Source organism: Mesorhizobium sp. YIM 152430 (genome assembly GCF_029210365.1).
GTDB lineage: Bacteria > Pseudomonadota > Alphaproteobacteria > Rhizobiales > Rhizobiaceae > Aliihoeflea.
Genome location: NZ_JARGES010000043.1, coordinates 120,301 through 146,751, shown reverse-complemented (window position 1 = coordinate 146,751; position 26,451 = coordinate 120,301). Strand labels below are relative to the sequence as shown.

31 protein-coding genes are annotated in these 26,451 nt (G+C 65.1%); 18 read left to right on the top strand and 13 right to left on the bottom strand.

Features of this window, described 5'->3' with window-relative positions; translation table 11 throughout:
• Window positions 1-921: a sulfurtransferase gene (locus PZ895_RS12945; protein ID WP_275839405.1), complete on the bottom strand. Its 921-nt coding sequence runs from the start codon at window positions 919-921 to the stop codon at window positions 1-3.
• 154 nt (window positions 922-1,075) lie between these two features.
• The gene (locus PZ895_RS12940; protein ID WP_275839404.1) at window positions 1,076-2,107 is read right to left on the bottom strand and encodes a LacI family DNA-binding transcriptional regulator; all 1,032 of its coding nucleotides are present in this window, start codon (window positions 2,105-2,107) and stop codon (window positions 1,076-1,078) included.
• A gap of 211 nt (window positions 2,108-2,318) precedes the next feature.
• Here PZ895_RS12940 and PZ895_RS12935 point away from each other — a divergent pair, with 211 nt between their 5' ends.
• Genes PZ895_RS12935 through PZ895_RS12915 form a run of 5 tightly spaced genes read left to right on the top strand, consistent with a single transcriptional unit; the run spans window position 2,319 to window position 8,043 of the window.
• Complete coding sequence (locus tag PZ895_RS12935; RefSeq protein WP_275839403.1) at window positions 2,319-3,374, top strand: sugar phosphate isomerase/epimerase; 1,056 nt, start codon at window positions 2,319-2,321, stop codon at window positions 3,372-3,374.
• Window positions 3,374-4,543, top strand: coding sequence for a Gfo/Idh/MocA family oxidoreductase (locus PZ895_RS12930; RefSeq protein WP_275839402.1), 1,170 nt, complete (start codon window positions 3,374-3,376; stop codon window positions 4,541-4,543). Before PZ895_RS12935 ends, PZ895_RS12930 begins: the two co-directional genes overlap by 1 nt.
• The gene (locus PZ895_RS12925) at window positions 4,540-6,042 is read left to right on the top strand and encodes a sugar ABC transporter ATP-binding protein (protein ID WP_275839401.1); all 1,503 of its coding nucleotides are present in this window, start codon (window positions 4,540-4,542) and stop codon (window positions 6,040-6,042) included. Before PZ895_RS12930 ends, PZ895_RS12925 begins: the two co-directional genes overlap by 4 nt.
• Window positions 6,039-7,043 (top strand): ABC transporter permease, encoded by a 1,005-nt coding sequence (locus PZ895_RS12920; RefSeq protein ID WP_275839400.1) that lies wholly within the window; start codon window positions 6,039-6,041, stop codon window positions 7,041-7,043. Before PZ895_RS12925 ends, PZ895_RS12920 begins: the two co-directional genes overlap by 4 nt.
• A gap of 46 nt (window positions 7,044-7,089) precedes the next feature.
• A complete protein-coding gene (locus PZ895_RS12915; RefSeq protein WP_275839399.1) occupies window positions 7,090-8,043 on the top strand; it encodes an ABC transporter substrate-binding protein in 954 nt (317 codons plus the stop codon).
• 324 nt (window positions 8,044-8,367) lie between these two features.
• Here PZ895_RS12915 and PZ895_RS12910 read toward each other — a convergent pair whose 3' ends face one another.
• Window positions 8,368-9,573 (bottom strand): acyl-CoA dehydrogenase family protein, encoded by a 1,206-nt coding sequence (locus PZ895_RS12910; RefSeq protein WP_275839398.1) that lies wholly within the window; start codon window positions 9,571-9,573, stop codon window positions 8,368-8,370.
• A gap of 175 nt (window positions 9,574-9,748) precedes the next feature.
• On the opposite strand from PZ895_RS12910, the gene PZ895_RS12905 reads away from it, so the two are divergent.
• From PZ895_RS12905 to PZ895_RS12890, 4 genes are all read left to right on the top strand, one after another.
• Complete coding sequence (locus tag PZ895_RS12905; RefSeq protein ID WP_275839397.1) at window positions 9,749-10,438, top strand: TetR/AcrR family transcriptional regulator; 690 nt, start codon at window positions 9,749-9,751, stop codon at window positions 10,436-10,438.
• Window positions 10,439-10,626: 188 nt separating this feature from the next.
• Window positions 10,627-11,373, top strand: coding sequence for a sulfite exporter TauE/SafE family protein (locus tag PZ895_RS12900; RefSeq protein WP_275839396.1), 747 nt, complete (start codon window positions 10,627-10,629; stop codon window positions 11,371-11,373).
• A gap of 53 nt (window positions 11,374-11,426) precedes the next feature.
• Window positions 11,427-11,594: a hypothetical protein gene (locus PZ895_RS12895; protein ID WP_275839395.1), complete on the top strand. Its 168-nt coding sequence runs from the start codon at window positions 11,427-11,429 to the stop codon at window positions 11,592-11,594.
• Window positions 11,587-12,153 carry a DNA-3-methyladenine glycosylase gene (locus tag PZ895_RS12890; protein WP_275839394.1) on the top strand — a complete coding sequence of 189 codons (567 nt, stop codon included), beginning with the start codon at window positions 11,587-11,589 and terminating at the stop codon, window positions 12,151-12,153. Before PZ895_RS12895 ends, PZ895_RS12890 begins: the two co-directional genes overlap by 8 nt.
• Here PZ895_RS12890 and PZ895_RS12885 read toward each other — a convergent pair.
• The 4 genes from PZ895_RS12885 to PZ895_RS12870 all read right to left on the bottom strand — a co-directional run bounded on the left by PZ895_RS12885 (window position 12,137) and on the right by PZ895_RS12870 (window position 13,870).
• The gene (locus PZ895_RS12885; protein WP_275839393.1) at window positions 12,137-12,382 is read right to left on the bottom strand and encodes a DUF2188 domain-containing protein; all 246 of its coding nucleotides are present in this window, start codon (window positions 12,380-12,382) and stop codon (window positions 12,137-12,139) included. The two genes, PZ895_RS12890 and PZ895_RS12885, sit on opposite strands and share 17 nt — an antisense overlap.
• Entirely contained in the window at window positions 12,379-12,537 is a 159-nt protein-coding gene (locus PZ895_RS12880; protein ID WP_275839392.1) for a hypothetical protein, read from the bottom strand. Before PZ895_RS12880 ends, PZ895_RS12885 begins: the two co-directional genes overlap by 4 nt.
• A 96-nt stretch (window positions 12,538-12,633) precedes the next feature.
• Window positions 12,634-13,029, bottom strand: a complete 396-nt coding sequence (locus tag PZ895_RS12875) for a hypothetical protein (protein WP_275839391.1) — start codon at window positions 13,027-13,029, stop codon at window positions 12,634-12,636.
• A gap of 7 nt (window positions 13,030-13,036) precedes the next feature.
• Window positions 13,037-13,870 carry a TIGR02587 family membrane protein gene (locus PZ895_RS12870; protein WP_275839390.1) on the bottom strand — a complete coding sequence of 278 codons (834 nt, stop codon included), beginning with the start codon at window positions 13,868-13,870 and terminating at the stop codon, window positions 13,037-13,039.
• 275 nt (window positions 13,871-14,145) lie between these two features.
• On the opposite strand from PZ895_RS12870, the gene PZ895_RS12865 reads away from it, so the two are divergent.
• Window positions 14,146-14,445, top strand: a complete 300-nt coding sequence (locus tag PZ895_RS12865) for a septal ring lytic transglycosylase RlpA family protein (RefSeq protein WP_275839796.1) — start codon at window positions 14,146-14,148, stop codon at window positions 14,443-14,445.
• Between the two features lie 3 nt (window positions 14,446-14,448).
• Here the strand turns inward: PZ895_RS12865 and PZ895_RS12860 are convergent, their stop codons facing one another.
• Entirely contained in the window at window positions 14,449-14,853 is a 405-nt protein-coding gene (locus PZ895_RS12860; protein ID WP_275839389.1) for a hypothetical protein, read from the bottom strand.
• Between the two features lie 121 nt (window positions 14,854-14,974).
• On the bottom strand, window positions 14,975-16,975 hold the full coding sequence (locus PZ895_RS12855; RefSeq protein ID WP_275839388.1) for an acetoacetate--CoA ligase: 2,001 nt from the start codon (window positions 16,973-16,975) through the stop codon (window positions 14,975-14,977).
• 240 nt (window positions 16,976-17,215) lie between these two features.
• Here PZ895_RS12855 and PZ895_RS12850 point away from each other — a divergent pair, with 240 nt between their 5' ends.
• Complete coding sequence (locus PZ895_RS12850) at window positions 17,216-17,761, top strand: sigma-70 family RNA polymerase sigma factor (protein ID WP_275839795.1); 546 nt, start codon at window positions 17,216-17,218, stop codon at window positions 17,759-17,761.
• A 24-nt stretch (window positions 17,762-17,785) separates the two neighbouring features.
• Here PZ895_RS12850 and PZ895_RS12845 read toward each other — a convergent pair whose 3' ends face one another.
• Window positions 17,786-18,556 carry a Crp/Fnr family transcriptional regulator gene (locus PZ895_RS12845; RefSeq protein WP_275839387.1) on the bottom strand — a complete coding sequence of 257 codons (771 nt, stop codon included), beginning with the start codon at window positions 18,554-18,556 and terminating at the stop codon, window positions 17,786-17,788.
• A gap of 187 nt (window positions 18,557-18,743) precedes the next feature.
• Window positions 18,744-19,073, bottom strand: coding sequence for a four-helix bundle copper-binding protein (locus tag PZ895_RS12840; RefSeq protein ID WP_275839794.1), 330 nt, complete (start codon window positions 19,071-19,073; stop codon window positions 18,744-18,746).
• 146 nt (window positions 19,074-19,219) lie between these two features.
• Here PZ895_RS12840 and PZ895_RS12835 point away from each other — a divergent pair, with 146 nt between their 5' ends.
• Entirely contained in the window at window positions 19,220-19,975 is a 756-nt protein-coding gene (locus PZ895_RS12835; protein ID WP_275839386.1) for a Crp/Fnr family transcriptional regulator, read from the top strand.
• 191 nt (window positions 19,976-20,166) lie between these two features.
• Entirely contained in the window at window positions 20,167-21,069 is a 903-nt protein-coding gene (locus PZ895_RS12830) for a hypothetical protein (RefSeq protein WP_275839385.1), read from the top strand.
• Between the two features lie 59 nt (window positions 21,070-21,128).
• Here the strand turns inward: PZ895_RS12830 and PZ895_RS12825 are convergent, their stop codons facing one another.
• On the bottom strand, window positions 21,129-21,572 hold the full coding sequence (locus tag PZ895_RS12825) for a hypothetical protein (protein ID WP_275839384.1): 444 nt from the start codon (window positions 21,570-21,572) through the stop codon (window positions 21,129-21,131).
• A 3-nt stretch (window positions 21,573-21,575) separates the two neighbouring features.
• A complete protein-coding gene (locus PZ895_RS12820; RefSeq protein WP_275839383.1) occupies window positions 21,576-21,959 on the bottom strand; it encodes a DUF6152 family protein in 384 nt (127 codons plus the stop codon).
• A 314-nt stretch (window positions 21,960-22,273) separates the two neighbouring features.
• On the opposite strand from PZ895_RS12820, the gene ffh reads away from it, so the two are divergent.
• The 5 genes from ffh (at window position 22,274) to PZ895_RS12795 (ending at window position 26,392) form a co-directional block, all read left to right on the top strand.
• A complete protein-coding gene (gene ffh / locus PZ895_RS12815) occupies window positions 22,274-23,833 on the top strand; it encodes a signal recognition particle protein (RefSeq protein WP_275839382.1) in 1,560 nt (519 codons plus the stop codon).
• Between the two features lie 8 nt (window positions 23,834-23,841).
• Window positions 23,842-24,159: a chorismate mutase gene (locus PZ895_RS12810; protein WP_275839381.1), complete on the top strand. Its 318-nt coding sequence runs from the start codon at window positions 23,842-23,844 to the stop codon at window positions 24,157-24,159.
• 24 nt (window positions 24,160-24,183) lie between these two features.
• The gene (rpsP, locus tag PZ895_RS12805; RefSeq protein WP_275839380.1) at window positions 24,184-24,612 is read left to right on the top strand and encodes a 30S ribosomal protein S16; all 429 of its coding nucleotides are present in this window, start codon (window positions 24,184-24,186) and stop codon (window positions 24,610-24,612) included.
• A gap of 152 nt (window positions 24,613-24,764) precedes the next feature.
• Window positions 24,765-25,148 (top strand): YciI family protein, encoded by a 384-nt coding sequence (locus PZ895_RS12800; RefSeq protein ID WP_275839379.1) that lies wholly within the window; start codon window positions 24,765-24,767, stop codon window positions 25,146-25,148.
• Window positions 25,145-26,392 (top strand): RNA polymerase sigma factor, encoded by a 1,248-nt coding sequence (locus PZ895_RS12795; protein WP_275839378.1) that lies wholly within the window; start codon window positions 25,145-25,147, stop codon window positions 26,390-26,392. Before PZ895_RS12800 ends, PZ895_RS12795 begins: the two co-directional genes overlap by 4 nt.
• Window positions 26,393-26,451: the final 59 nt, after the last annotated feature.

Genomic DNA, 26,451 nt, shown 5'->3' with positions numbered 1-26,451 from the left:
CTACGTGCCCGACTTGTTCTCGACCGGGCGGCTTTCGTCGGCGGCCCATTCGGCCATCGAGCCATCATACATTGCGGTCTGCTTGTTGCCGAGGACTTCGGAGAGGCCGAACCAGGCGATCGAGGCCCAGTGGCCGGTGTTGCAGAAGGCGATGTTCTCCTGATCCTTGGCAAGGCCGACGGCGGTCGACAGGGCCTCGACGGTCTCGGGCCTGGCGAAACTCGCATATTCGGCGCTGTAGAGCTTGGAATGCTCGATGTTGACCGCGCCGGGGATGGTGCCTTCGATGCGCACGACTGGGCTCTTCGACTTGCCTTCATACTGTTCGGCCGGGCGGCCGTCGACGAGGGCCACGCCGGCGTCGAGCGCGGCCTGGACTTCCTCGGTCGTGGCGAGGATGTCGTCATTGATCTTGGCGGTGAACTCGGCCGCTTTCGGCGTTGCCGTCTCGGCGACGCGCGGCAGGCCGGCGGCGTCGTACTGGCGCCAGCCGCCGTCGAGGATCGACACGGCGTCGTGGCCGAGATGCTTGAAAGTCCAGTAGACGCGGGTCGCGCCGCCGAATTCGGACGAGTCCGTGCCCCAAGGCACGATCACCACATGATCGTCATTGTCGATGCCGAGCGAGCCGATCAGCGCCGTGATCTGTTCGAGCGGCGGCAACTGGCCGGGCACGCCCTGCTGCTCCGTGCGCCAGCCGGCGGACGCATAGGGCGCGACGACGGCGTTTTCGATATAGGGCATTTCGCCGAGGTCGGTGCCTTCGATCTCGTCGCGGATGTCGAGCACGACGACGTTCTCGCCGCCGGCATTGGTCTTCAGCCATTCGGCAGTGACGAGCGGGGTCACTTCAGGGGCTTGCGCGAAGGCGGGCGCGGCGGCGCCGATTGCGAGGGTCATGGCCAGAGCTGCGATGCGCATTGCCGTTTCTCCTGAGAAGGTGGAATTTTCTGCTCACAATATAGGGGAGAAGACAGCGGCGGGAGGGGTATGCGCCGTTCGATCTGATCGGCAAAGTGAGAATTTCAATCCTCAAAATGGTCCGACAGGGAAATGGACTTCCAATGACCTCGACTCAGCGCGGCGGGGCGGAACTTTCGCGGACGACGAGTTGGACGGGAAGGATGTCGGATGCGCCAGTGGCGCTGCCGTTTTCGCGGCCTTCCGATATGAGCGCGAGAAGCTTGCGTGCCGCCGTCTCGCCGATCAGCGCGCGGGGCTGGGCGATGGTGGTGAGCGAGGGGACGAAATGGGCGGCGATCTCAATGTCGTCGAAGCCGACGACCGACACCTCGTCGGGCACGCGCACGCCCTTGTGGTGCAGTTCGCCGATGAAGCCGCAGGCCATCGCGTCGGAGGCGCAGAAGATTGCGGTCGGGCGATCCTCCAGCGCCAGCCAGGCATGGGCGGCGGCAGCGCCGGAGGCGAGCGAAAAATCGCCGTCGAAGAACCAGTCCTCGCGTAACGCAAGGCCGAGATCGGCAAGGGCGGCGCGGGCGCCCTTCGCGCGGGTGATCGTCAGGATGTTGTCCGGCGGTCCCATCAGATGGCCGATGCGGCGGTGGCCGAGGTCGGCCAGATGGCGAATGGCGAGCCTTGCGCCCTCTTCATTGTCGATGGTCACCGTCGGGCGCGGGTCGGCGTCGAGCCATTCGCAGGCGAAAACGATGGGCGGATGGTGATTGGACGTATCGCCGGCCGACAGAACGTCTTCGGGCAGGTTGGCGTCGAGCACGATCAGGCCGTCGGCGCGGTTGTTGTGGAGATAGTCGAGGATGCGGTGCTCGGCATTCGGCGCCTGCCGCGTGTCGGCGATCAGGACGTTGTAGCCGGAGGTCGCCATGGCGAAGGTGATGCCGGACAGGATCTGCGAAAAGAACGGATTGGCAAGGTTCGGCACGAGCACGACGATGCCGCCCGCCTGCCGGCGGCGCAGATTGCGCGCGGCGTGATTCACCCGGTAGCCGGTCTCCTCGATCGCCTTCAGGACGATGGCGCGGGTGTCGGCGGAGACGCGGTCGGGCGCGGACAGCGCCCGGCTGACGGTGGCGGTCGATACGCCCGCGGCGTCCGCCACGTCGCGAATTTTCGGAAAGCCTTTCGTCATTTCAACACCCGTCCTCATGTGACAGGGGCTTTTGAAGGGCTTCGCCGGTCTTGGCAATCCGTCATTTCGGCCATCCGCGGAAACCTCCTTGTAATCCATTACATTCTCTGTTTTAGTTTCATGCAATCGATTACATCGCTGCAACGCAGCAGTTTTGCGCTGCAATTGCGAAAATCGGCAGACGGGCGTGGAGGCGTCCGGGAGGAGAGGCATGAAGACGATCAAGGGCCCGGCGCTCTTTCTGGCGCAGTTCGCAGGCGACGAAGCGCCGTTCAATTCCTGGAATTCGATCACGAAGTGGGCCGCGGACTGCGGCTACAAGGGTGTGCAGGTTCCAAGCTGGGATGCGCGCCTGATCGATCTCGACAAGGCCGCCTCCTCCAAGGATTATTGCGACGAATTTGCCGGTGCGGCGCGCGAAAACGGCGTCGAGGTGACGGAGTTGTCGACGCATCTGCAAGGCCAACTCGTCGCCGTCCATCCGGCCTATGACGAAGGGTTCGACGGCTTCACCGTTCCTGCCATGCGCGGCAATCCCAAGGCGCGGCAGGAATGGGCGGTCGACCAGGTCAGACAAGCGCTGACGGCGTCGAAGCATCTCGGCATCGGCGCGCTGGCGTCGTTCTCCGGCGCGCTCGCCTGGCCCTATCTCTATCCGTGGCCGCAACGCGCTGCCGGGCTGATCGAGACAGCTTTCGACGAGCTTGCACGGCGCTGGAAGCCGATCCTCGACCATGCGGACGAATGCGGCGTCGACATCTGCTACGAGATCCATCCCGGCGAGGATCTGTTCGACGGCACGACCTTCGAGATGTTTTTGGAGCGCGTCGGCAACCATGCCCGCGCGAACATGCTCTACGACCCGTCGCACTATGTTTTGCAGTGTCTCGACTATCTCGACAATATCGACATCTATGCCGAGCGCATCCGGATGTTCCACGTCAAGGATGCCGAGTTCAATCCGACCGGGCGGCAGGGCGTCTATTCGGGCTTCCAGCCCTGGGTCAACCGCGCCGGCCGGTTTCGGTCGCTCGGCGACGGTCAGGTCGATTTCGGCGCGGTGTTCTCCAAACTGACGGCGAACGATTTCGACGGCTGGGCGGTCGTCGAGTGGGAATGCTGCCTCAAACACCCCGAGGACGGCGCGCGCGAGGGTGCCGAGTTCGTCAAGAACCACATCATCCGGGTGACGGAAAAGGCGTTCGACGATTTCGCCGATAGCGGCACCGACGAAGCCGCCAATCGGCGCATGTTGGGATTGGGCTGATGGCGATCACCGGAACGTCCGAAAAGCGCAAAGGCCCGATCCGGCTCGGCATGGCGGGTGGCGGCAAGGACGCCTTCATCGGCGCGGTGCATCGCATCGCCGCGCGCATCGACGGCGAGTTCCAACTCGTCGCCGGCGCGCTGTCCTCGACGCCGCAGCGGGCGCTGGAATCCGGCCGCGCGCTCGGGCTCGACGAGAAGCGCATCTATGGTTCGTTCCGCGACATGGCTTCGCGCGAGGCGCGGCGCAAGGACGGCATCGAGGCCGTCGCCATCGTCACGCCGAACCACATGCACTTTCCGATCGCGCGCGAATTCCTGAAGCGCGGCATCCACGTCATCTGCGACAAGCCGCTGACGTCGACGTTGGCCGACGCGAAGAAGCTCGCCAAGCTTGCAAGCGAGAGCGATGCGCTGTTCGTGCTGACGCACAACTATACCGGCTATCCGATGGTGCGGCAGGCGCGCGAGATGATCGCCAATGGCGATCTCGGCACGATCCGCGTGGTGCAGGCCGAGTATGCGCAGGACTGGCTGACGGAAGCGGCCGAAGAGGCGGGCTCCAAGCAGGCCGCATGGCGCACCGATCCGGCGCAGTCGGGCGCGGGCGGCTCGATCGGCGACATCGGCACCCATGCCTACAATCTCCTGTCCTTCGTGACCGGGCTGAAGACCGAAGAACTGGCCGCCGAACTGCACCGCTTCGTGCCGGGCAGGCGCGTCGACGACAATGCGCATATCATGCTGCGATTTTCCGGCGGCGCGCGCGGGATGCTCTGGTCGAGCCAGGTCGCGCCGGGCTGCGAGAACGGGTTGAAGCTGCGCGTCTTCGGCGACAAGGGCGGTCTCGAATGGTGTCAGGAGGAACCGAACAGGCTCTGGTTCACGCCGTTCGGCGCGCCCAAACGCCTCATCACCCGCAACGGCGCGGGCGCGGGCGCCGCGGCGGCGCGCGTCAGCCGCATCCCGCCCGGCCATCCTGAAGGCTATCTCGAAGGCTTCGCCAACATCTATGCCGAGGCCGCACGCGCGATCCGCGCGAGGCAGGCCGGTGAGGCCGTGCCGGCGGACGTCGTCTATCCGACCGTCGAGGACGGCGTCGAGGGCTTGAAATTCATCGATGCCTGCGTTCGTTCGTCGGCAAAGAACGGGAGCTTCGTCAAGCTGTGAGCGGGTCTGCAATCCTCGAAGCGCGCGACGTTTCACGGTCCTTCGGACCGATCGAGGTGCTGCACGAGGTCGGGCTTTCGCTTCATGCGGGCGAGGTCCACGCGCTGATCGGCGAGAACGGCGCCGGCAAGTCGACCATGATGAAGATCCTGTCGGGCTATCTGTCACCGACCAAGGGCGAACTCCTGCTCGACGGCAAGCCGGTCGCCTTTTCATCCAGCGAGGATGCCGAAGACCAGGGCGTCATCCTCATCCATCAGGAATTCAACCTCGCCGAGCAACTGAGCGTCGAGGAGAACATCTTTCTCGGTCGGGAACTGAAGCGCGGCTTCTTTCTCGACAAGAAGGCGATGCGGGCGGAGGCGACAAGGCTTCTGTCCGAACTGGAGACGCGGGTGAGCCCCAATGCCCGCGTCTCCGACATCTCCGTCTCGGACAAGCAGATGGTGGAGATCGCCAAGGCGCTGTCCAGAAATGCCCGCGTTTTGATCATGGACGAGCCGACCGCGGTGCTGACCAATCGCGAGGCGGCGGTGCTGTTCCGCCAGATCGAGCGGCTGAAGGCGGCGGGAACCGCGATCCTCTACACCTCGCATAAGCTGGATGAGGTGGCGAGAATCGCCGACCGGATCACCGTCTTCCGCGATGGCGCGCGCGTTGCGGTCGCCCGTGCCGGGGAGATGAACGAGGACCAGATGGCGCAGGCGATGGTGGGCCGGGAACTGTCCAACCTGTTTCCGCCGAAAGCGGCTTCCCCGAATGACGAAATCGTTCTGTCGGTCAGGGATTTCTCGGTCGGGACGATCGTGAGGGATGCCTCGTTCGAGCTGACGCGCGGGGAAATCCTGGGCTTTGCCGGACTCGTCGGCGCCGGACGCACCGAATTGATGGAAGGGCTGATCGGCGTGCGCGACGCGGATGGTCGGATCGAGGTCAATGGCAGGCCGGTTTCGATTTCGTCGGTAAAGGACGCGCGGCGGGCGGGCATCGTCTATCTCACCGAAGACCGCAAGGGGCGCGGTCTCGTCCTGACACAGGGGATGCGCGAAAATCTGACGCTGCTCGCGCTCGACCGCTTCGGCCGCTATTCGATCGACGCCAGGGCCGAGGACGCGGCGCTGACCAGGGCAATCGCCGAGTTCGACGTGCGCGCGCCTTCGCGCGACATCCGCGTCGGCAATCTTTCGGGCGGCAACCAGCAGAAGCTGCTTCTGGCCAAGACGATGCTTGCCGAACCGGACATCGTCATCATCGACGAGCCGACGCGTGGCATCGACATCGGCACCAAGCAGCAGATCTACGAATTCATCCGCAAACTCGCCGCCTCGGGCAAGAGCGTGATCGTCATCTCGTCGGAGATGGCCGAAATCATTGGCCTTGCGCATCGGGTGGTGGTGATGCGCTCGGGCCGCATCACCGGCATTCTCCAGTCCAAGGAAATCAACGAGGACCAGATCGTGCGCCACGCGATGGGACTTGAAGGCAGGGCCGCAGCATGACCAGCGAAACCGCATCCGTCGCGCCCGCCCGTTCGGGCTTTCGCATCGACTTCCATATCTGGGGGCCGGTCATAGCGCTGATCGCCCTCGTCGCGCTCGGCGCATTCCTGAACCCGAATTTCCTGTCCTACGGCAACGTCACCAACGTGCTGGCGCGCTCGGCCTTCATCGGCATCATCGCGGTCGGCATGACCTTCGTCATCACTTCCGGCGGGCTCGACCTGTCGGTCGGCTCCATGGCGGCCTTCATCGCCGGCGTGATGATCCTGATCATGAACGCGCTGGTGCCGTCGATGGGCGTCGGCTGGGGCGTCATCCTGGTCGGCATGGCGGCCGCGCTCGTTGTCGGCGTCGCTGCCGGCCTCGTCAACGGACTTCTCATCACGCAGGCCCGGATCGAGGCCTTCATCGTCACGCTCGGCACGATGGGCATCTTCCGCTCACTGATCACCTGGCTGGCGGATGGCGGCACGCTGTCGCTCGATTTCGCCGTCAGGGAAGTTTACCGGCCGGTCTATTATGGCGGCATTCTCGGCGTCGCCTGGCCGATCATCGTCTTCGCACTGGTCGCGATCGTCGGCGAGATCATCATGCGCAAGACGCCGTTCGGCCGTCACTGCGCGGCGATCGGCTCCAACGAGCAGGTGGCGCGCTATTCGGCCGTCCATGTCGATCGCGTGCGGCTGATGGCCTATGTGCTGCTCGGCATCCTCGTCGGCGTCGCCACCATCATGTATGTGCCGCGCCTCGGCTCGGCCTCCAGTTCGACGGGCGTCTTGTGGGAACTGGAAGCCATCGCAGCCGTCATCATCGGCGGCACGGTGCTCAAGGGCGGCTTCGGCCGTGTCTGGGGCACGGTCGTCGGCGTGCTCATCCTCAGCCTGATCGGCAACATCCTCAATCTCGCAAACCTGGTCAGCCCCTATCTCAACGGGGCGATCCAGGGCGTGATCATCATTTTGGCCGTCGTCCTGCAACGCCAGCGCAAGGCGGAACGGTGACGGGCAAAAAAGCTCGAAAAGCAGAGCCAACCAAGGGAGAGAGACCATGAAACTGACAGCATTGGCCGGCGCGCTTGCGCTCGGCGTCGCATTTGCCAACCCGCTCCATGCGCAGGACGCCGAGTCGGCCGTGATCGGAGTGTCGATCCCGGCGGCGACGCATGGCTGGGCCGGCGGCATGAACTTCCATGCGCAGGCAACCATCGCCGCGCTCGAGGAGCGCTACGAGAATCTCGACTTCGTCCTGTCGACGGCCTCCGATCCGGGCCAGCAGGTCTCCGACATCGAGGACATGATGGCGACGCGCAACATCGACGCGCTGGTCGTGCTGCCGTTCGAATCCGAGCCGCTGACCGGCCCGGTCGCACGGGTCAAGGAAGCCGGCAAATGGGTGACGGTCGTCGATCGCGGCCTTTCCCAGGAAAACATCGAGGACCTCTACGTCGCCGGCGACAATCCGGGCTTCGGACGCGTGGCGGGCGAGTTCTTCAAGGAGCGTCTGCCCGACGGCGGCAACATCATCGTGCTGCGCGGCATCCCGACCACGATCGACAATGAGCGCGTCGCAGCCTTCGAGGCCGCGATCGAGGGATCGGGCATCGAGATCGTCGGCATGGAACACGGCAACTGGAACCGCGACGATGCTTTCGAGGTAACGCAGGACCTCCTGTCGCGCAATTCCGACGTCGTCGCCGTCTGGGCTTCGGATGACGACATGGCCGTCGGCGCCATCGAGGCGATCAACCAGGCGGGCCGCGAAGGCGAGATGTGGGTGCTTGGCGGCGCCGGCATGAAGGAGATGATCCAGCGCGTGATGGATGGCGACGAGATGGTCCCGGCCAACGTCACCTATCCGCCGGCGATGATCGGTACGGCGATCGAACTGACCGCGCTCAACTTCGTCGGCAACGCGCCGGTGTCGGGCGAGTTCATCATCGGCTCGGTGCTGATCACCGGCGACAATGCCGAGCAGTACTACTACCCGGATTCGCCGTTCTAGGCTTCCCAGGGCGGACCAGGGATGGCGGCCTCGCGAAAGCGGGCCGCCATTTTTCATGCCCGCCTCGGTTCAGCGCAGGAGCGGCGCGAAGGTCGTGACCGTCCAGATGCCCGCGCCGCAGGCGACGAGGACGAAGGCAAGCATCGGGCCGGGCGCGACATCGCGGCGATGTTTCAGGAAACCGTTCATTCAAGACCCCCGTCTTTTTCAAGACGAAGCGTCTGCCGACATGGTTAACAAATTCTTAGCCGAGGTGCGGGCGCCGCTCAATTCGTTGTGAGCGGAAGGGGAAGCCGCAATCTTGCCGACTCGCCGTGGGTATCCTCATCCGTCGACCGGCCAGCGCCAGAAATCCTGTCCCTCCTCGTTCAGGTGACGGTTCAGCACCATCTTGTGAACCTCGTCGGCGCCGTCGACGAGGCGCGCCTGGCGCGCATAGCGGTAGATCCACTCGATGGGCGTGTCCTTGGAATAGCCGCGCGCGCCGTTGATCTGGAGCGCCGTGTCGGCGGCCTGATGCAGCACGTTCGCCACCTGGATCTTGGCCATCGAGACTTCCTTGCGCGCGAAGGAGCCCTGGTCGAGCGCCCATGCGGCCTTCATCACCAGAAGCCGCGCGATCTCGATCTTCATGGCGAGGTCGCCGAGCATCAACTGCACGCTCTCGCGATCGGCAAGGCGCTGGCCGAAGCCCTCGCGGCGGGCGGCGTATTCGGTGGCGATCTCGACGCAGCGCTTCGACAGGCCCAGCCAGCGCATACAATGCGTCAGGCGCGCCGGCCCGAGCCGGATCTGGGTGACCTTGAGGCCGTCGCCCTCGTTCAGCATCACGTCTTTCGCCGGGATTTCGAGCCCGTCGAAGGTCAGTTCGCAATGGCCGCCATGTTCCTCCGGTCCCATGATCTCGATGCGGCGGTCGATCTGCCAGCCAGGCTGGTCGCGGTCGAAAAGGAAGGCGGTCAGGCCCTTGCGCGGATCGTCCGAGGTGCGGGCGAGAAGGATGAAATGCTGGGCTTCCTCCGCTCCGGTGATGAACCATTTGCGGCCGGAGACGACATAGATGTCGCCGCGCCTTTCGGCCCTGGTCAGCATCATCGACGGGTCGGAGCCCGAACCGGGCGAGGGCTCCGTCATGGCGAAGGCGGAGCGCACCTTGCCCTCGACGATGGGCTGGAGCCAGCGTTGCTTCTGGTAGGGTGTGCCGACGGCTTCCAGCACCATCATGTTGCCGTCGTCGGGCGCGGCGGAGTTGAAGACGGCGGGGCCGAAGAGCGAGCGGTTCATCGCCTCATAGCAGACCGCCATGCCCATGCGGCCGAGTTCCTGTCCGCCCGTCTCCTTCTTCAACTGGAGACACCAGAGCCCCTCGGCCTTCGCCTTTTCGCGCACGGTGTCGAGCACGTCGGTGCGGATGTTCTCATGCGCGTCGTAATTCGCGCGTTCGGCTTCGAGCGGCAGCACATGCGCGTCGACGAAGGCGGCGATGCGGCGGCGATAGTCCTCGACGCGGGGAGAGATGGTGAAGTCCATGGGAATTTCCTTGGAACGAGACGTCGGATGCTCGCGATCAACCGAAGCGGGTTCATAAAAATCGAGCGAGCGCTCGATTTATTATCGCAGACGTGCGAGATTGGCAATCCGGTCCCGTCGCGCTAATGCGGAGGCCCGCGAACTTCGCTTCACGCGTTCCTGAAAGGTCCATGCATTGTCGCCGGAGAAACGACTGGCCCACTATGGCGACTATTCGCTCGAAGCCGCAGCGGCACGCATCCTCGAGCGCCATCGCGACCGTATCCGCACGCGCAAGCCACACGTCGCCGTCGCGAAGCTTGCGAAGATCATCGAGGCGACGCTGAAGCTGTCAAACCGGCTGGGGTTCCAGGCGATGTCGCTGCGCGACCTCGCCGAAGCGGCGGGGCTGTCGATGGGCGGGCTCTATTCCTATTTCGACGGAAAGGAAACGCTGCTGGTCATGATCCTCGGCGAGGTGTCCTCGGCGGCGGAAGACCTTCTGGCCGCGGCGCCCGAGGAGGTCCGGGACGATCCGGCGGCGCATCTGCGATGGCTGATCGAGATGCACATCCTCTTGAGCGAGGCGATGCAGCCCTTTTTCGTGTTCGCCTATATGGAGGCGAAGTCGTTCCCCGCGCCGGCGCGAAAGCGTGCCATCGCCAGCGAGGCGGCAACGGAGGCCATCTTCGCCAGAGTGCTTTCGGACGGCGCGGCGCGCGGTGTCTTCAGGGTCGACGATCCGCACTTTGCCGCCGCACTGATCAAGCCCCTCTTGCAGGACTGGTATGTGAAGCGGCCGAAACATGCCCGGCGCGGCATGAGTGCCGAAGCCTATGCGCTGGGCGTCTCGGACTTCGTTCTCAAGGCGCTCGGCGCAGGCTGATGCAACCAGGCGGCCTGTGGGTCCGTCATGCGCGCCCGTACGGATCATCGCGCGGCTGCATCTCCCATCGCATCGATCCGATGGAGGGTCGCAAAACTCCGGTTTAGGGGGCTGGCGCAACGCAATTTCGTTCACATGAAAAGAATTTTCGTTGCAGTCCGGTCGCGCGAGGCGTAGCCAACACGTTCATGAGCCTCATGCCCGAACTTCTCATCGCCTTTCTCTGCCTCGCCGCCGGCGGCGTGCTCAAGGGCGCGACCGGCGCCGGTGCGCCGGTGCTGGCCGTGCCGGCGCTTGCCATGATGTTCGACGTGCGCGTGGCGGTGGTGACGATGCTCGTTCCGAACCTTCTGACCAATCTGTGGCAAGCCTGGCTGTTTCGCGGCGACCGTCTTCCCGACCGCTTCGTCGCCGCCTTCTCGCTGGCCGGCGCGCTCGGCGTCATCGGCGGGACGGTGATGCTGGCGGCGTTCTCGCCGCGCGCGCTGCTGCTGATCGTGGCGCTCGCGGTGCTGCTCTATATCGTTGCGCGCCTGGTGCGGCCCGACCTGTTGCTGAGCCGAGAAGTCGCGACCCGCCTTGCGGTCCCGGCCGGAGCGGTCGCCGGCATCCTGCAAGGCTCGGGCGGGCTGTCGGCACCGGTCTCGCTGACATTCCTCAATGCGATGGGGCTCACGCGGACGCATTTCATCTCGACCGTGTCGATCTTCTTCGCCGTGATGACGGCGGCACAGGTGCCGATGATGGGTGCGTTGGGGCTTTTGACTTGGCAGGGGCTTGCGCTTTCCTTCTTGGCCATGTTCCCGATCCTCGCCTTCATGCCGGTTGGCGCTGCCCTGGCGCGACGGTTTTCCAGACAGGCATTCGACCGGGCGATCCTCGCCTTGCTGAGCGTTCTCGCGGTCAAGCTCATCTATGATTTCGCAATCGGCTGACCGCATCGGGAACGCTTGGTCCCGAAGGAGGTTGAAGAGCGAGGAGGCCAGCGATGTCCCGATTGTTTCACGCACCCGACCCGCGCCAGCCTAACGAACCCGGTCCCGATCTGCCGCCCATGCCGTCGCCACCGATCGAGGAGCCGGAGCCCGACAGATTGCCGGACGAGGCGCCCAATCCCAACCCGGACGAGCAGGACGACCCGCCGCTTCATGCCTGACGGGATCGATGCGGCATTCTTCGACAGGCATCCGGTGGACGTCGCGCGCGACCTGATCGGTGTGCGCCTCGTCGCCGCAGTCACGGGCGGGGTGATCGTCGAAACGGAAGCCTATGCGAGGGACGATCCTGCCTCGCACAGTTTTCGGGGACCTACTTTGCGCAACGCCGCGATGTTCGGGCCTGCCGGAACGGCCTATGTCTATCGATCCTACGGCCTGCACTGGTGTCTCAACATCGTGTGCGTGCCCGGCAGCGCGGTGCTCCTGCGGGCGATCGAGCCCGATTGCGGCCTCAATGCTATGCGGACGCGGCGCGGGCAGCAAGCCGAACGGCTGCTTTGCGCCGGTCCGGGGCGGCTTGCGCAGGCGCTCGGCGTCGATGCGAGCTGGAACGGACGTCCGCTTTGCGATCTCCTGACACGAAAAAGCCGGCCTGTTCTGGTGACGGGCCGGCGTGTGGGAATCTCGAAAGCGGTCGATCTCGAATGGAGGTTCGGTGCCGCGGGGTCGCCCTTTCTCAGCCGGCCGTTCCCGCCCTCGCCTATTCCCCGTCCTTGACCTCGACCTCGGGGCGGTCGCCGCCGCTCACCTGTTCCTCGTGCCAGACACCGTCGCGATCCTGGTATTCGATCGCTTCGTCCCTGCCGCCAAGCTGCTGCTCGGCAGCCGCTTTTTCCGCGGCGGCGCGCGCGGCGTCATGTGTGGGATACGGCTCGGAGAAAACGTCTCCGAGCTTGTAGGCCCAACCGCCATCATGCTCGACGACCTCGTAGACCAGTTTGGTCACGACCGGCCTCCGGCCGTGCGGGCACGCCGGGTTCCGCGATCCGTGCGGGTGCGGGTGTCGGACAGAAGCGCGCGCGTCCCGCTTTCGCCTTCGAGCGGGGCATACATGCGGTAAAGCGTATAGGCGCCGAGCGCCATGAGCATCAAACGGATCATCTGGACAGTCTCTCCTTCGGGGCGGGCTGCGCTTTCAGCGCGATCTGGGCAGACAACAGCCAGACCCTGTTACTTGTTCCGCCCCGCCGTCGCGTATCAGGGGTCGGTATAGGAGCGGACCGACAGTTCCAGCCCGTCCGGCTCCCGCGCGAAGACGAGCGCACCCCGGCGCGTCGACCCGGCGGGGACATAGTCGAAGGTCAACTCGCTCGTCTCCCCCGCACCGACCTCCCCGCGCAACATCACGTCGGCTGCGGTCTTGTCGCCGACATTGCGCAGCGTGACCCGCACATGCCACCCGCCGGAGCCGGCCAGAACGTCGTCGATCGCGATCTCAAAGTCCGGCGGGCCGTCGGCCTCGGTCATGGCGGTGACGGCGAGATAGGCAACCAGCGCCAGCACGCCGAGCGCCGAAGCCGCGCCGATGATCCATTCGGCCGGGTGCGGCGCCCGGTTGACGGGCAGATTTTCGGTCTGCGGTTCCTCGCTCACGACGTCCTCACAGGATCAGACGGGCGGCGGCGGCACCGATGGCGCTCGGAAAGGCCAGAACCACCACCGCCATCGCCACCATCTCGATGGCGAGTCCCTCCGTCCGGCCGAACACCCAGAGCAGGAACAGCGAAATCAGTGCCGCGATCGCATAGCCGGGGAGAGTGAAACGCAAGAGGGCGCTCCACCACGGCGTGTCCTGCGACAGTTCGCTGCCGCCCTTGAATTCGACCGCGAAGACGAAACCGTGCATCGCCGCGATCGAAATCGCCATGAGGGCGATGCCGTGCCATTCGGTCATCAGATAGGAAATCAGGATCATCTCCTCGGTCGGAGCCAGATTGAAGCCGAGGAAAAGCGCGCCCACCATCATCAGGAAAAGCTCGCCCGCATAGGTCTCCTCGCGATCGCCCAGCGTTTCGTCGGCGCCGCTGCGAAGCTGGCTGCGTGCGAGCAGGGCGCCGATCGCCGCCGGCACCGACTGGATCGCGATCTTGCCGATGATCTCGTCGACCGACATGCCAGGCGCGAGCACGCCAAGCGCCGTCAGGACGACGGCGCTGGTGAACGCGGCGATGCCGAAGGCGAAAAACGCATCCATCGCCGTTTCGGCCAGCTTGCGGCGCCTGCCGATGCCGATGACATGGGAAAGCCCGACAAGAAGCGGAACGGCGACTGCGACGAGAACGGCGATGCGCCACGCCTGCACCGTGTAGGCGAGCTGCCACATTTCCATCGTCATCAGCATGGGCAGGGAAAAGACCAGCGCGCCGCCGATGGCACGGCCGGCATCGCGCAGGAGAGCAGGGGTTTGCGGAGCAAAACGGCCATGGCCGGTCATGGCCGGATCTCCGGGTTCTGCCGCAAGGGAAACGGCGCAAAGCAGCCATTCGACGCCCGGAAATGGCCTTGGAATCGCCCCATGAGTCTCAAGCTCTGGTCAAACCCGCCCGCCAGTTCACTCCCCCGTGAAAACGCAGTCGTAAACATCCAGTTAACCGGGGTCTTCAGGAAATGTTCCATATCAACACCGCGCGCGCCGCCACCTTGTCCCGCGCGGCGCTCATCGCATCGCTCATCGGCCTGTCGGGCTCGTTTGCCCACGCGGACGAAAAGATGGAGGTGTTGCAGACGATCACCGGCTCCGCGTCCTGGTATGGCGGCAAGTTCCACGGCCGGACCACGGCCAATGGCGAACGCTACAACATGCATGAAATGACCGCGGCGCATAGAACGCTGCCCTTCGGCACGAAGGTTCGCGTCATCAACGAGCGCAACGGCAAGGCGGTCGTGGTGCGCATCAACGATCGCGGGCCGTTCGTCGGCAAGCGCGTCATCGACCTGTCGCGCGGCGCGGCCCAGGCCGTCGGCATGATCGACCAGGGCGTGGCGCGCGTGAAGCTGGAAGTCCTCTGAGGCTTACCGGTCGTTCGAAGCGATCTGAAGCGTCTCGTTTTCGTCCGAGGTCTGGAACATGCGCTGGACGGTCGTCATGACCAGCCATTCGGCATAGCCGACCGCAGCGAAATCCTGCTCGCCGGACCGCGAGAAGTCGATCTCCTCGCTCGCATCGGGCAGGAAGTTCGCGCCGACGACGCGGACATCGCGCCGGCCATCGGGGATTTCCTGCGCGCTGGTGGAGATCTGAACGACTTCGCGCTGTGGCAGGGGCGCAGCGGCCCTGACGCTCGCCTCCATCGCCGGGCGGGGAGCGGGAACCGGACCGAGATCGGGAAGGCTGACCGCGCCGGCGACTGCGGGCAGCGCGATCGCCGATGCCAGTGCGAGGGCTGCAAGCTTTGCAAGACGGTTCGTCGGGATCATCGGTCGGCCTTCCAGTCGGGGCGCTGCCATCGGGCAGCCATCTTCTGGCCGGGAAAACGCCCGACCCCCTTCGCGGTTCCACCGAAATCACGATAGGTTTCCAAATGAGACGCCAAGGCGTTCAGCCCGCCTTGCGCGCGTCCTCCAAATGGACCCCGGCCTGCGCGACATAGAAATCGAGGCATTCGGGATTGGCCATCGTCTCGCGCGAGATGATCCTTTCGATCGGATGGCCGAGAAACAGCCGGCGGATCGGGACTTCCTGCTTCTTGCCCGAAAGCGTGCGCGGGACGGCGGGCGCCTCGATCACCCGGTCGGGCACGAAACGGGGCGACACGGCCCGGCGGATCGCGTCCTTGATGCGCGCGGCGTCGGCCACCTCGCCCGGACGCGGGACGACGAAAAGCAGCATCTCGCTTTGCCGGCCGAGATATTCGAGGTCGATCAGCATGGAATCGAGGATTTCCGGCAGATCCTCGACGGCGGCGTAGATCTCGCTCGTGCCGATCCGCAGGCCGTGGCGGTTGATGGTCGCGTCCGAGCGTCCATAGATGACGCAGCTTCCGTCCTCGCCGATCGACAGCCAGTCGCCGTGGCGCCAGACGCCGGGGAACATGTCGAAATAGGAATCGCGATAGCGCTTGCCGTCGGGATCGTTCCACAGGAATACCGGCATTGACGGGAAGGGCCGCGCGCAAACGAGGTCGCCGACCTCTCCAATGAGGCTTTCGCCGGCCTCGTTCCATGCCTCGACGCGGGCGCCGAGCTGGCGGCACTGCATCCGGCCGGGCACCAGCGGCAGTTCGCGGTTGCCGGCGATCCAGAGGCCGCAAATGTCGGTGCCGCCGGAAATGTTCGACCACCAGATGTCGGGACGTCCCATCCGCGCGAAGGCTTCGGTGCCCCAGTTCTGGACGGCCTCCGGCAATGGCGAGCCGGTCGAGCCGAGCGCGCGCACGGCCGAAAGGTCGCCGGCGGCCGCCGGATCGACGCCCGCCTTCATGCAATTGCCGAAAAAGGCGGCGCCGGCGCCGAACATGGTGACGCGCGTTTCGGCGACGAATCGCCAGAGCGTGCTCCAGTCCGGTGCGTCGCGGCTGCCGCTGGGCGAGCCGTCGAACAGGCAGATCGTGGTGCCGCCGAGAAGACCGTTGACCTGGCAGTTCCACATGATCCAGCCGGTGCTGGAATACCAGTGAAACCGCTCTCCCAGCGAATTTCGGACGTAGCTCGGGCCGATGTCGAGATGCTTGAGCGCGGCATATACGGCAAGGATGATGCCGCCATGGCTGTGGACGAGCGCCTTCGGTTTGCCGGTCGTGCCGGAGGAATAGACGATCCAGAGCGGATGATCGAAGGGCAGGAATTCGGGCTGGAAGGACGCCGTTTCGGCATCGTCGCGCGCAAGAGCCTCGCCGAGCGACAGATCATGCGTCAGCTTTGTGGACGCATGGCCGCTTTCCTTGAGGATGAGCTTCGGCCGGCTGGTGAGCGCGGCGTGGATTTCCTCGATCTCGCCCGAACGATCAAGCGAGCGGCCGGCATAGAAAACGCCGTCGGCGGCGATCAGCACCTTCGGTTCGATTTGCTGGAAGCGATCGATCACCGCGCGCGTGCCCATGTCCGGCGCACAGACGCTCCAGATCGCCCCGATCGACGCGGTGGCGAGGAAGGCGATGACGGTTTCCGGCACGTTGGGCAGATAGGCCGCTACGCGGTCGCCCTTGCCGACGCCCATCCTGCGCAAGGTCGCGGCGAGCGAGGCCGTCCGGCGCTTCATCTCCGACCATGACATCTCGGTGCGATTGCCGCGCTCGTCGGCAGCCACGATCGCCGGCTGGGCGGCTTCATCGGCGGCCTCGCAATGGCGGAACACCTGATGGGCGTAGTTGACGCTCGCGCCGGGAAACCAGACCGCGCCGGGCATCCGGTCCTCGGCGAGCACCGCCGAATGCGGTGTCGGGGAATGAACGCCGTCATGCTCCCAGATCGACTGCCAGTAGGCGTCGATGTCGGTCGTCGACCATTCCCACATGGCCTGATAGTCGGCAAAGGAGAGCCCATGCCTTTCCTTCAGCCAATCGCGATAGATGGCCATCAGCGGCCGAAAGGGTGCAGTCACGGCGATCCTCCCTGATCGCCGCGAACATTAGGGACCAGGATCTAATTTTGCCAGAGGGCGTGATCGGGGGAATCGTCGAATTCTGCCCGCCGGGCCGGAACGATCGGCGTCCTCGAGCATTCCTGCCCGTGGGCCTGCTCGCACGAGCGCTTGTGCCTGTGCGCATTGACAAGACGGAGCCAGGGAATGCCACCAGCGGCCGGTGAACTGAACCGATCGTCTGATCTTTCAAGCTCGGAAATGTCGCGCCGCGACGTCGTCGATCTGATACCCGCCTTGCGCGCCTTCGCGCGGACCTTCCATCGTGACGTCAGCGACGCCGACGACCTCGTGCAGGAAACGCTGACGAAGGCGATCGCCAACATCCACCAGTTCCAGCCGGGAACCGCCATGAAATCGTGGCTCTTCACGATCATGCGCAACAGCTTCTACACAAAGATTCGCAAGGCCGGGCGCGAGGCGCCCGCGCTCGCCGACGACGCGGCTGGCCGCCCTGCGGTCCTCGCCACACAGGAGTGGTCGGCGCGCGGGCATGAAATCCGCGGTGCGCTGGAACGGCTGCCCGAACAGCAGCGCGAAGTCATCATGCTGATCGGCGTGCTCGGCGTTTCCTATGAGGAGGCAGCGCAGATCTGTGGCTGCGCGATGGGCACGATCAAGAGCCGGCTGAACCGTGCCCGTGCGCGTCTGCTCGTCGAAATCGGCGAAACCGACGCCCGCGCATCGGTGGAGGCGGACGCCCATCTGCCTTCGACCAGCCCAGTCAGGACGCCGTCCTATGGCTGACCATCGGGCCGGACCTTCGTCGTCCTATTTGGAGGTCGGGGCCGGTGCCTGCTCGTGCAGGCGCGCCGCAACGGGTTTTGCGGGCACGGGGGCTTCGAGCCCGAGATAGGCAGGATTGAACTCCGCGATTTCGGCCAGTCCCTGCCAGTCGAGGATCTCGATCCAGTAATTCGACCAGGCGATCACGCCGTCATGGCGCAGTTCCTTCAGGACGCGGTTGACGTGAACCGGCGACAGGCCGAGCACGTCGGCCAGTTCGTTCTGCGTCAGCGGAAGGTGAAAGGCCGAGCGTTCGCTGCGTCCCACGGCAGACAGGCGCACCATCAATTCGCAGAAGAGATGCGCCATCTGCCCCTTGGCCGAGCGACGGCCCATCGACACCAGCCACTCCCGCTGGATCGCGGCCTCGATCGAGGTTTCGGTCCACAGCAGATGGGTCGCCGAAGGGTCCACCTCGCAGACGCGGCGCAGCTGCTCGTGCTCGATGACGACGGTTCTGCAATTCGTCACGGCGACGACGCCGAAATCGCGCCGCGGCACCAAGAAGCTCGACAGGTCGAGGAAATCGCCGGGAACGAGCAAGGTGGTGATCTGTCGCCGCCCGCTCGAAAGCAGCTTGTAGCGGGCGGCCAGCCCCTCGGTCAGAAGCATCACATTGGCCGACCGGTCGCCTTCGCGCGTCAGATCCTGATCCTGGCTGAAATGGCGATCGCGCAAGCCAAGCTGCGCCAAACCTGAGATCGGCGCGCAATCATGGCCCCGCCGGCCGAATTTCAAAAGAAGAACATCGAGCAAAATGAGATCCGGCCGCCCACAATCAAAGCCCTGCGACACCATTGCGCAGGACGGCTCTTCGCTTTAGCGAAGTCTGAATGAACAGGCTTTCACATTTGTTAGTCGATACTCAACTATTCGGCTTCGGAGCGGGATCGCCAAACAGTTATCTCAAGTCGTTCAGTTTTGTCATCGCCACCGGTGTCGGTCATGTCATGGCCCGGCAGCTTTCCGCGCATTTCCGGCACGCGGCGACGCATTCGTCCATGGCGCCGATTCGCTCGCAGTCTTGCGCACATTCGCTACAGATCTCGGCGCATTCCGCGCAGAGATGAGCGTGATGGGGCGAGCCGATCAGCATGAAATGCGCCGACATCCGGCAGATCTCCGCGCACGCCATCATCAATGTGAAGTGCTTCTTTTCGGTATGGGCGCCGCCCATTTCCAGGCAATGGCCCATCGCCATCGACAGGCAGGTCGAATAGCAGGCCAGGCAGTCGTTGATGCAGCGCTGCATCCGCGCGTCGATATGGTGCATGTTCATGCTCCCTCGGTTTGCGATCGTCATGGGGGTGCAATCCATGCCCGCCCGCAAATGTTCCGACGGTCGAAGGCGAACCTTTCGAGCGCTCTGCCGTTTTAGCAACTGATGATGAAACACATCCGGCATTGGAGAACCGACCCATGGACGCGCTGATCCGCAAGCTCGAGCATTTCAGCCAGTTCACCGAAGAAGAAGTTCAGGCGCTGTCGACGCTTTCCGACCTGCCCGTCATCGTCGGTCCGCGCCAGGACATCATCCGCGAAGGCGACAATCCCAACGGGGTCAATCTCATCGTCGAGGGCTATGCGATCCGCTATAAGGCGCTGCCGGACGGCCGTCGCCAGATTCTCGGTTATTTCGTCGCCGGCGACATCTGCGACCTGCGCGTCTTCGTGCTGAAGCGCATGGATCATTCGATCGCCGCGCTGACGCAGGTTGCCGTGCGCGTCATTTCCGAACAGCGCATCCTCGACATGACGGACCGCTACCCCCGCATCATGCGCGCCCTGTGGTGGGCGACGCTGGTCGAGGAATCGATCAGTCGCGAATGGCTCCTGAGCATGGGACAGCGCAGCGCAGCCGAACGGATCGCCCACCTTTTCTGCGAAATCCATCGCCGCGCGCGCATCGTCGGTCTGGTAGATGGCAACAGCGTGCCACTGCCGCTGCGCCAGACTGACCTCGCCGAAATGTCTGGGCTTTCCGTCGTCCACGTCAACCGCGTGCTTCAGGAACTGCGCAAGAGACGGCTGATCACCTTCGACGGGCAGATGCTGACGATCCTCGACGTCGACCAGCTCGAAGCCTTCGCTCTTTTCGATCCGCTCTACCTTCATCTGGACGAAGGCAAGGGTATGGTTTCGTCGCGCCAGCCCATCGTGGCGACTGGCGGGTGAGCCCGGCTTTACCGATGGCGATTTTGTGGCGGCAAGGGAACGAAGGTCACATTCGCGTGTTGATCGACAGCAACTGAACGCTTGGGAGCACAATAATGCACGGCATCATCTATCTCGTCGGCCTCGTCGTGGTCGTCTTGTTTCTCCTGTCCCTTCTCGGCCTGCGCTAGGCGCCTACCCGGAGACGTCCCATGAATCCTGATTACGGCGCGGCTCCCACGCCGCCCGTCGGCGCGACCGCAATCGCGACCGGCGACGAAAAATCCTATGTCGACTGGGCTGCCATCATCGGCGGCGCGGTTCTGGCTTCCGCCATTTCCTTCGTTCTTCTCGCTTTCGGCTCGGCGCTCGGACTGACCTTCAGTTCCGCCTATGAAGGGTCGGGCATGTCGCTCGTCGGCTTTGCCATCGCCGCCGCGCTCTGGCTTTTGTGGGTGCAGGTGTCGTCCTTCATGGCGGGCGGCTATCTGACGGGCCGGCTGCGGCGGCGCAACTATGACGCGACCGAGGACGAGTCCGACATTCGCGACGGCTCGCACGGCCTTCTGGTCTGGGCGCTCGGCGTGCTCGTCGGCGCGGTGCTGGCCTTCTCCAGCGCATCCGCCATTCTCGGCTCGGCGACCAACGCCGTCGGCAGCGCCGTCGGCGGTGCTGCCTCCGGAGCGGCGACGCTGGTCGAGGAAATCGACCCCAATGCGCTCCTGACCGATCGTCTGCTGCGGCCCGGCACCGCGACCGACACGGCCAATGAGGAACTGCGCTCGGAAGTCGGCCGCATTCTCGTCACCGCCGTGACGGAAGGCGAACTTGCCGAAGCCGACCGCGCCTATCTGGCCAGCGTCGTCGCCGCCCGCACCGGCGTCGAGGAAGCCGAGGCGCAGGCCCGCGTCGACGAGGTCTGGGCGCAGGCCCAGCAACTGGAGGCCACCGCCCGCGAAACGGCCGATCAGGCGCGCCGCATTGGCATGATCGCCGCTTTCATCACCGCCGCCTCGCTGCTGATCTCCGCCGCTGCCGCCTATTTCGGCGCCGTGCTGGGCGGCAATCACCGCGACAAGCAGACCGTGATCCAGGGCTGGGTCCGTCCCTGGTGAGGCGACACGTTTCGCTTTTGTGACAAAACGCCGTCCCGGTTCGCCGGGGCGGCGTTTTTCTATTCGACGAAGCCGATGAACCGGCCGGCGAAGAGAACGCCGAGCCAAAGGACGAGGGAGAGCGCCGCCAGTCCGCGTCCCGCGCGCGGCGACCGCAGGATCGCGAAGAGCGCGGCATTGATCCCGGCGACGAAGAGAAGCGCCATCTTGATGCGAAAGGCGGGGTTTGCGGCATAGGTCGTCGCCTGGATCGCGAACATCGGCAGGCCGGTCAGGACGGCGCCGGCAAAGCCGGTCAGCGCGAGGCGGCGGAAAACGCGCATCGCCGCATCTTCCGGCAGGCTGGCGAAGGCACCGAGGATGCGCAGGTCCAGCAGCAGGATCGAGACGATCAGCGTGCCGACCGACAGGACGTGCAGCCCATTCACGACCGGATAGGCGTAGAACGAGACTTTCAGCGCCTCGACGGGCGCGAGCGTCTCCAGTGCGGAAAGCAATTTCACGCGTCAGGCCGGCGGAAGCCTGCGCGGATAGACGTCATAGGTCTCTTCGCCGACGATGACCCGGACGGCCTTGAACACCCGCTTATCGGGATCGAGCGAGCGATGGCCGACGACGGTCGCCTCATCGCCGGTCGACACGGCCTCTTCGGTGAAGCCCGAACGCGCCGTGGCCGCGGGCGGAGCGAGTTCGACCGTCCAGACCTCGCCCTCGACTTCGAGTTCCAGCCGCGCATGAGGATTGCCGACGAAGACGGAACGGACCGTCCCGGTGAGTTCGGAGAATTCCTCTTCGGCCCAGGACCAGCCGTGATGGGCGATGGCGGGCGGGATCGCGCCCGCCGCAAGGGCGCCTGCGAGGATGCAGGCACGCAGGAATGAGTGTCGCATGATCGACCTCCTTCGAATGGTCACGCTTAACCTAGGTCCGCCGTCACCCGCGTCCATGGGCTGCACTTCACGATGGAGAGAGCGCCTGCCTTGACTCCGTCGCATTTTTGCGGTCAAAAGCCGCCAGTTTCCGCGACGAGTGACCACTCCGAGCAGCCGACCAGGACACTTTTCCTTGAGAAAAGGCCGATCCCGGAGGTCAACACCCGGCAGCGCCATGCGCCCCCGGGTGTCGTTCCGCTTTGGACCGTTGGGATTTGCCGCGGCACGCATTACCTCTCGGGCGATGATGCACGAGACATGAAGGACGGCGGATGTTTGAATCACTTCAGGAGCGGCTCGGCTCCATCCTGAACGGCCTGACGGGCCGCGGCGCGCTTTCCGAGGCGGATGTCTCGGCGGCGCTGCGCGAGGTTCGCCGTGCGCTGATCGAGGCGGACGTCGCGCTCGAGGTCGTCCGTTCCTTCACCGACAAGGTCAAGGCGAAGGCCGTTGGCGCGGAAGTGCTGAAGTCGATCAAGCCCGGCCAGATGGTCGTCAAGATCGTCCATGACGAACTGGTCGAGATGCTGGGCGCGGAAGGCGCGACCATCGATCTGAACGCGCCGGCGCCGGTCGTCATCATGATGGTCGGCTTGCAGGGCTCGGGCAAGACGACGACCTCGGCCAAGATCGCCAAGCGGATGACCGCGCGCCAGGGCAAGAAGATCCTGATGGCCTCGCTGGACACGCGCCGCCCGGCCGCGCAGGAGCAGTTGCGCCAGCTCGGCGAGCAGACTCAAGTTCCCACTCTGCCGATCGTTAGCGGCCAGTCGCCGGTCGACATCGCGCGGCGCGCCGTGCAGGCGGCAAGGCTCGGCGGTCATGACGTCGTCATCCTCGACACCGCCGGCCGCACCCATATCGACGAGCCGCTGATGGCGGAGATGGCCGAGATCAAGGCCGTCGCCAAGCCGCACGAAATCCTGCTGGTCGCGGATTCGCTAACCGGCCAGGACGCCGTCAACCTGGCGCAGAATTTCGACCAGCGCGTCGGCATCACCGGCCTCGTTCTGACCCGCATGGACGGCGACGGGCGCGGCGGCGCGGCCCTGTCCATGCGCGCCGTCACCGGCAAGCCGATCAAGCTGATCGGCACCGGCGAAAAGATGGATGCGCTGGAGGAGTTCTACCCCAAGCGCATCGCCGACCGCATCCTGGGCATGGGCGACATCGTCTCGCTCGTCGAGCGCGCATCCGAGACCATCGACGCCGAAAAGGCGCAGGCGATGGCCAGGAAGATGCAGGCCGGCAAGTTCGACCTCGACGACCTCGCCGACCAGCTTCGCCAGATGCAGAAGATGGGCGGCATGGGCGGGATCATGGGCATGATGCCCGGCATGAGCAAGATGAAGGACCAGATCGCGACCGCCGGTTTCGACGACAAGACCTTCGCGCGCCAGATCGCCATCATCCAGTCGATGACGAAGGCCGAACGCTCCAATCCCGACCTCTTGAAGCATTCGCGCAAGAAGCGCATCGCCGCCGGCTCGGGCACCGATGCCGCCGCGATCAACAAGCTTCTCAAGATGCACCGCCAGATGGCCGACATGATGAAAGCCATGGGCGGCAAGGGCAAGGGCGGCGGCATGATGCGCGGCCTGATGGGCGGCATGGCCTCCAAGATGGGTCTTGGGGGCATGGGCGGCCTCGGCGGTCTTGGGGGCGGCGGAATGCCGGATCTGTCGAAGATGGACCCCAAGCAGCTCGAAGCCTTGCAGAAACAGGTTCAGGCTTCCGGTCTCGGCAAGGGCCTGCCGGGCGGGTTGCCGGGTCTGGGCGGCGGTGGCCTTCCGGGGCTCGGCGGCCTTCCGGGCCTGCCGAAGAAGAAGTGAGGACGATCATGACGCAAGACGACGCCGCGCGGGCGCGCGACCTCCTCGCCGGCTACCGCGCCTCGATCGACAATATCGATGCCGCGCTGATCCACATGCTCGCCGAGCGCTTCCGCTGCACGCAGGCGGTGGGCAGGCTGAAGGCCGAGCACGGCCTGCCGCCGGCCGACCCGGCGCGCGAGAAAACCCAGATCGAAAGGCTGCGCCGGCTTGCCGACGACGCCAATCTCGACCCCGATTTCGCGGAGAAGTTTTTGAACTTCATCGTCCGCGAAGTCATCCGCCATCACGAGGCGATCGCCTCTGAGAAACACGAAAACGCTTGAGACCACTTTTCCAGGAGAACTGAAATGGCACTGAAGATTCGTCTGTCCCGCGCGGGCTCCAAGAAGCGCCCCTATTACCATGTCGTCATCGCCGACGTTCGCGCGCCGCGCGACGGCCGCTTCATCGAGCAGGTCGGTTCGTGGAACCCGACGCTGCCCAAGGATGGCGAACGCGTGAAGCTCAACAACGAGCGCATCCAGCATTGGCTCGACCACGGCGCCCAGCCGACCGACCGTGTGCTGCGCTTCCTCGACCAGGCCGGCATCGTCAAGCGCGAAGCCCGCAACAACCCGAAGAAGGCCGAGCCGGGCCAGAAGGCTCAGGAGCGCGTCGCCGCCCAGAAGAAGGCCGAGGAAGACGCCGCCGCCAAGAAGGCTGCCGACGAGGCTGCCGCAGCCGAGGCTGCCAACGCTCCGGCCACTGAGGAGACTTCGGAAGAAGCCGCTTCGTAAGATCTGGTTTCAGGAAGTCGCCCAAGCTCCGCCGGTTTCGCCGGCGGGGCTTTTGTTTGCGCGGCCGCGCATTTTTTCGAAATTGCCGCAGCGAAATCTGTCGGCTACGCCTGTCGTCGTTCGTCTTTTGATCAAGCGCGCGAGGCCAGGACATGCTCTACGCCATTCTTTGTTACAACCACGAAGACACGGTCGGCCAGTGGACCAAGGAAGAGGACGACGCCGTCATGGCGCGCCTCGACGCCGTGCTCCAGCCGGTCGAGCGGTCCGGCAGGCTCGGCCCGGTCGCGCGGCTGCTGCCGACGACGGCGGCCACGACGCTGCGCAAGGCTGGCGGCGAACCGCTCGTCATCGATGGCCCGTTCGCCGAGACCAAGGAACAGTTCCTCGGCTTCTATCTCGTCGATTTCGACAATCTCGATGAGGCGCTCGCCTTCTCGAAGGACCTCGCCGAAGCCAATCCCGGCGGCGGCTCCTATGAAATCCGCCCGGTCGGCTACATGCGCGAGCGGGACAAGGACATGCACGCTTCATGACCGACGCCCGCGCCCTCGAAACGCTCATATCCGCCGCCCGCCCGCAGGCGGTCGGCGCTCTCTTGCGCTATTTCCGCGACCTCGACCGCGCGGAAGAGGCGTTTCAGGAGGCGTGTCTGAGGGCGCTGAAGAACTGGCCGAAGAACGGCGCCCCACGCGATCCGGCCGCGTGGCTGATCTTCGTCGGGCGCAATGTCGGCATCGACGCGGTGCGGCGCGACAAGCGCCTCGTTGCGCTGCCTGAAGAGCCGGTGCTGTCCGATCTCGACGACGTCGAGACGCCGCTTGCCGACCGGATCGACCATGGCGACTATCGCGACGACATATTGCGCCTGCTTTTCGTGTGCTCCGACCCGGCGCTGCCGGCCGAGCATCAGGTGGCGCTGGCGCTGCGCATCGTCTCGGGCCTCACCGTGCCGCAGATCGCGCGCGCCTTCCTCGTCTCGGAAGCGGCGATGGAACAGCGGATCACCCGCGCCAAGGCGAAGATCGCCGCGTCGGGCCGCCAGTTCGAGACGCCGGACGCCGTCGCGCGGTCGAGCCGTGTCGGCGCGGTCGCGGCGATGATCTATCTCGTCTTCAACGAAGGTTATTCCTCCCGGCCGGGCGCGAGCGAAGCGGCGTCCGTTCTGTGCGAGGAAGCGATCCGGCTCGGCCGGCTGCTGCTGCGCATCTTCCCGACCGAGCCGGAAATCATGGGGCTGCTGGCGCTGATGCTGCTTCAGCAGTCGCGTGCCGCCGCGCGAATCGATGGGGCGGGCGGAATCGTCCTTCTCGACGATCAGGACCGTTCGCGCTGGAACGCCAAGATGATCGGCGAGGGGCTGGCGCTCGTGGACAAGGCGTTCCGGCACCGCCAGCCCGGAAGCTACCAGATCCAGGCGGCAATCGCCGCGCTCCACGCGCGCGCGACGACGGCCGGGGAAACCGACTGGCGAGAGATCGAACTTCTCTACCGGATACTGGAGCGTATCGAACCATCGCCGGTCGTCACGCTCAACAGGGCCGTCGCGGTGGCGAAGATGGACGGTCCGCAGGCCGCGCTCGAGCTGATCGAGCCGCTCGGCGACCGGCTGGCGGGCTATTTCAACTATCACGGCCTGCGCGGCGGGCTGCTTCTCGAACTCGGCCGCTGCCGCGAGGCGCGCGAGGCGTTCGACCGCGCCATCGCGCTCGCGCGCAATCCGGCCGAGGCCGCCCATATCCGCAGCCATCTCGACCGGATGCAGGCGCAGGCCGGCTAGTTTTTTCGGTTTGCCATGTCGGTTCCGGCGGCGTCGAAACGTCCTTGGACCAGACACCA

Excerpts from the sequence above, each read along its gene's own strand:
- PZ895_RS12945 (WP_275839405.1), bottom strand. The coding sequence starts at position 921 with ATGCGCATCGCAGCTCTGGCCATGACCCTCGCAATCGGCGCCGCCGCG.
- PZ895_RS12940 (WP_275839404.1), bottom strand. The coding sequence starts at position 2,107 with ATGACGAAAGGCTTTCCGAAAATTCGCGACGTGGCGGACGCCGCGGGC.
- PZ895_RS12935 (WP_275839403.1), top strand. The coding sequence starts at position 2,319 with ATGAAGACGATCAAGGGCCCGGCGCTCTTTCTGGCGCAGTTCGCAGGC.
- PZ895_RS12930 (WP_275839402.1), top strand. The coding sequence starts at position 3,374 with ATGGCGATCACCGGAACGTCCGAAAAGCGCAAAGGCCCGATCCGGCTC.
- PZ895_RS12920 (WP_275839400.1), top strand. The coding sequence starts at position 6,039 with ATGACCAGCGAAACCGCATCCGTCGCGCCCGCCCGTTCGGGCTTTCGC.
- PZ895_RS12915 (WP_275839399.1), top strand. The coding sequence starts at position 7,090 with ATGAAACTGACAGCATTGGCCGGCGCGCTTGCGCTCGGCGTCGCATTT.
- PZ895_RS12910 (WP_275839398.1), bottom strand. The coding sequence starts at position 9,573 with ATGGACTTCACCATCTCTCCCCGCGTCGAGGACTATCGCCGCCGCATC.
- PZ895_RS12900 (WP_275839396.1), top strand. The coding sequence starts at position 10,627 with ATGAGCCTCATGCCCGAACTTCTCATCGCCTTTCTCTGCCTCGCCGCC.
- PZ895_RS12895 (WP_275839395.1), top strand. The coding sequence starts at position 11,427 with ATGTCCCGATTGTTTCACGCACCCGACCCGCGCCAGCCTAACGAACCC.
- PZ895_RS12890 (WP_275839394.1), top strand. The coding sequence starts at position 11,587 with ATGCCTGACGGGATCGATGCGGCATTCTTCGACAGGCATCCGGTGGAC.
- PZ895_RS12880 (WP_275839392.1), bottom strand. The coding sequence starts at position 12,537 with ATGATCCGTTTGATGCTCATGGCGCTCGGCGCCTATACGCTTTACCGC.
- PZ895_RS12870 (WP_275839390.1), bottom strand. The coding sequence starts at position 13,870 with ATGACCGGCCATGGCCGTTTTGCTCCGCAAACCCCTGCTCTCCTGCGC.
- PZ895_RS12865 (WP_275839796.1), top strand. The coding sequence starts at position 14,146 with ATGGAGGTGTTGCAGACGATCACCGGCTCCGCGTCCTGGTATGGCGGC.
- PZ895_RS12860 (WP_275839389.1), bottom strand. The coding sequence starts at position 14,853 with ATGATCCCGACGAACCGTCTTGCAAAGCTTGCAGCCCTCGCACTGGCA.
- PZ895_RS12850 (WP_275839795.1), top strand. The coding sequence starts at position 17,216 with ATGTCGCGCCGCGACGTCGTCGATCTGATACCCGCCTTGCGCGCCTTC.
- PZ895_RS12840 (WP_275839794.1), bottom strand. The coding sequence starts at position 19,073 with ATGCACCATATCGACGCGCGGATGCAGCGCTGCATCAACGACTGCCTG.
- PZ895_RS12835 (WP_275839386.1), top strand. The coding sequence starts at position 19,220 with ATGGACGCGCTGATCCGCAAGCTCGAGCATTTCAGCCAGTTCACCGAA.
- PZ895_RS12830 (WP_275839385.1), top strand. The coding sequence starts at position 20,167 with ATGAATCCTGATTACGGCGCGGCTCCCACGCCGCCCGTCGGCGCGACC.
- PZ895_RS12820 (WP_275839383.1), bottom strand. The coding sequence starts at position 21,959 with ATGCGACACTCATTCCTGCGTGCCTGCATCCTCGCAGGCGCCCTTGCG.
- ffh (WP_275839382.1), top strand. The coding sequence starts at position 22,274 with ATGTTTGAATCACTTCAGGAGCGGCTCGGCTCCATCCTGAACGGCCTG.
- PZ895_RS12810 (WP_275839381.1), top strand. The coding sequence starts at position 23,842 with ATGACGCAAGACGACGCCGCGCGGGCGCGCGACCTCCTCGCCGGCTAC.
- rpsP (WP_275839380.1), top strand. The coding sequence starts at position 24,184 with ATGGCACTGAAGATTCGTCTGTCCCGCGCGGGCTCCAAGAAGCGCCCC.
- PZ895_RS12800 (WP_275839379.1), top strand. The coding sequence starts at position 24,765 with ATGCTCTACGCCATTCTTTGTTACAACCACGAAGACACGGTCGGCCAG.
- PZ895_RS12795 (WP_275839378.1), top strand. The coding sequence starts at position 25,145 with ATGACCGACGCCCGCGCCCTCGAAACGCTCATATCCGCCGCCCGCCCG.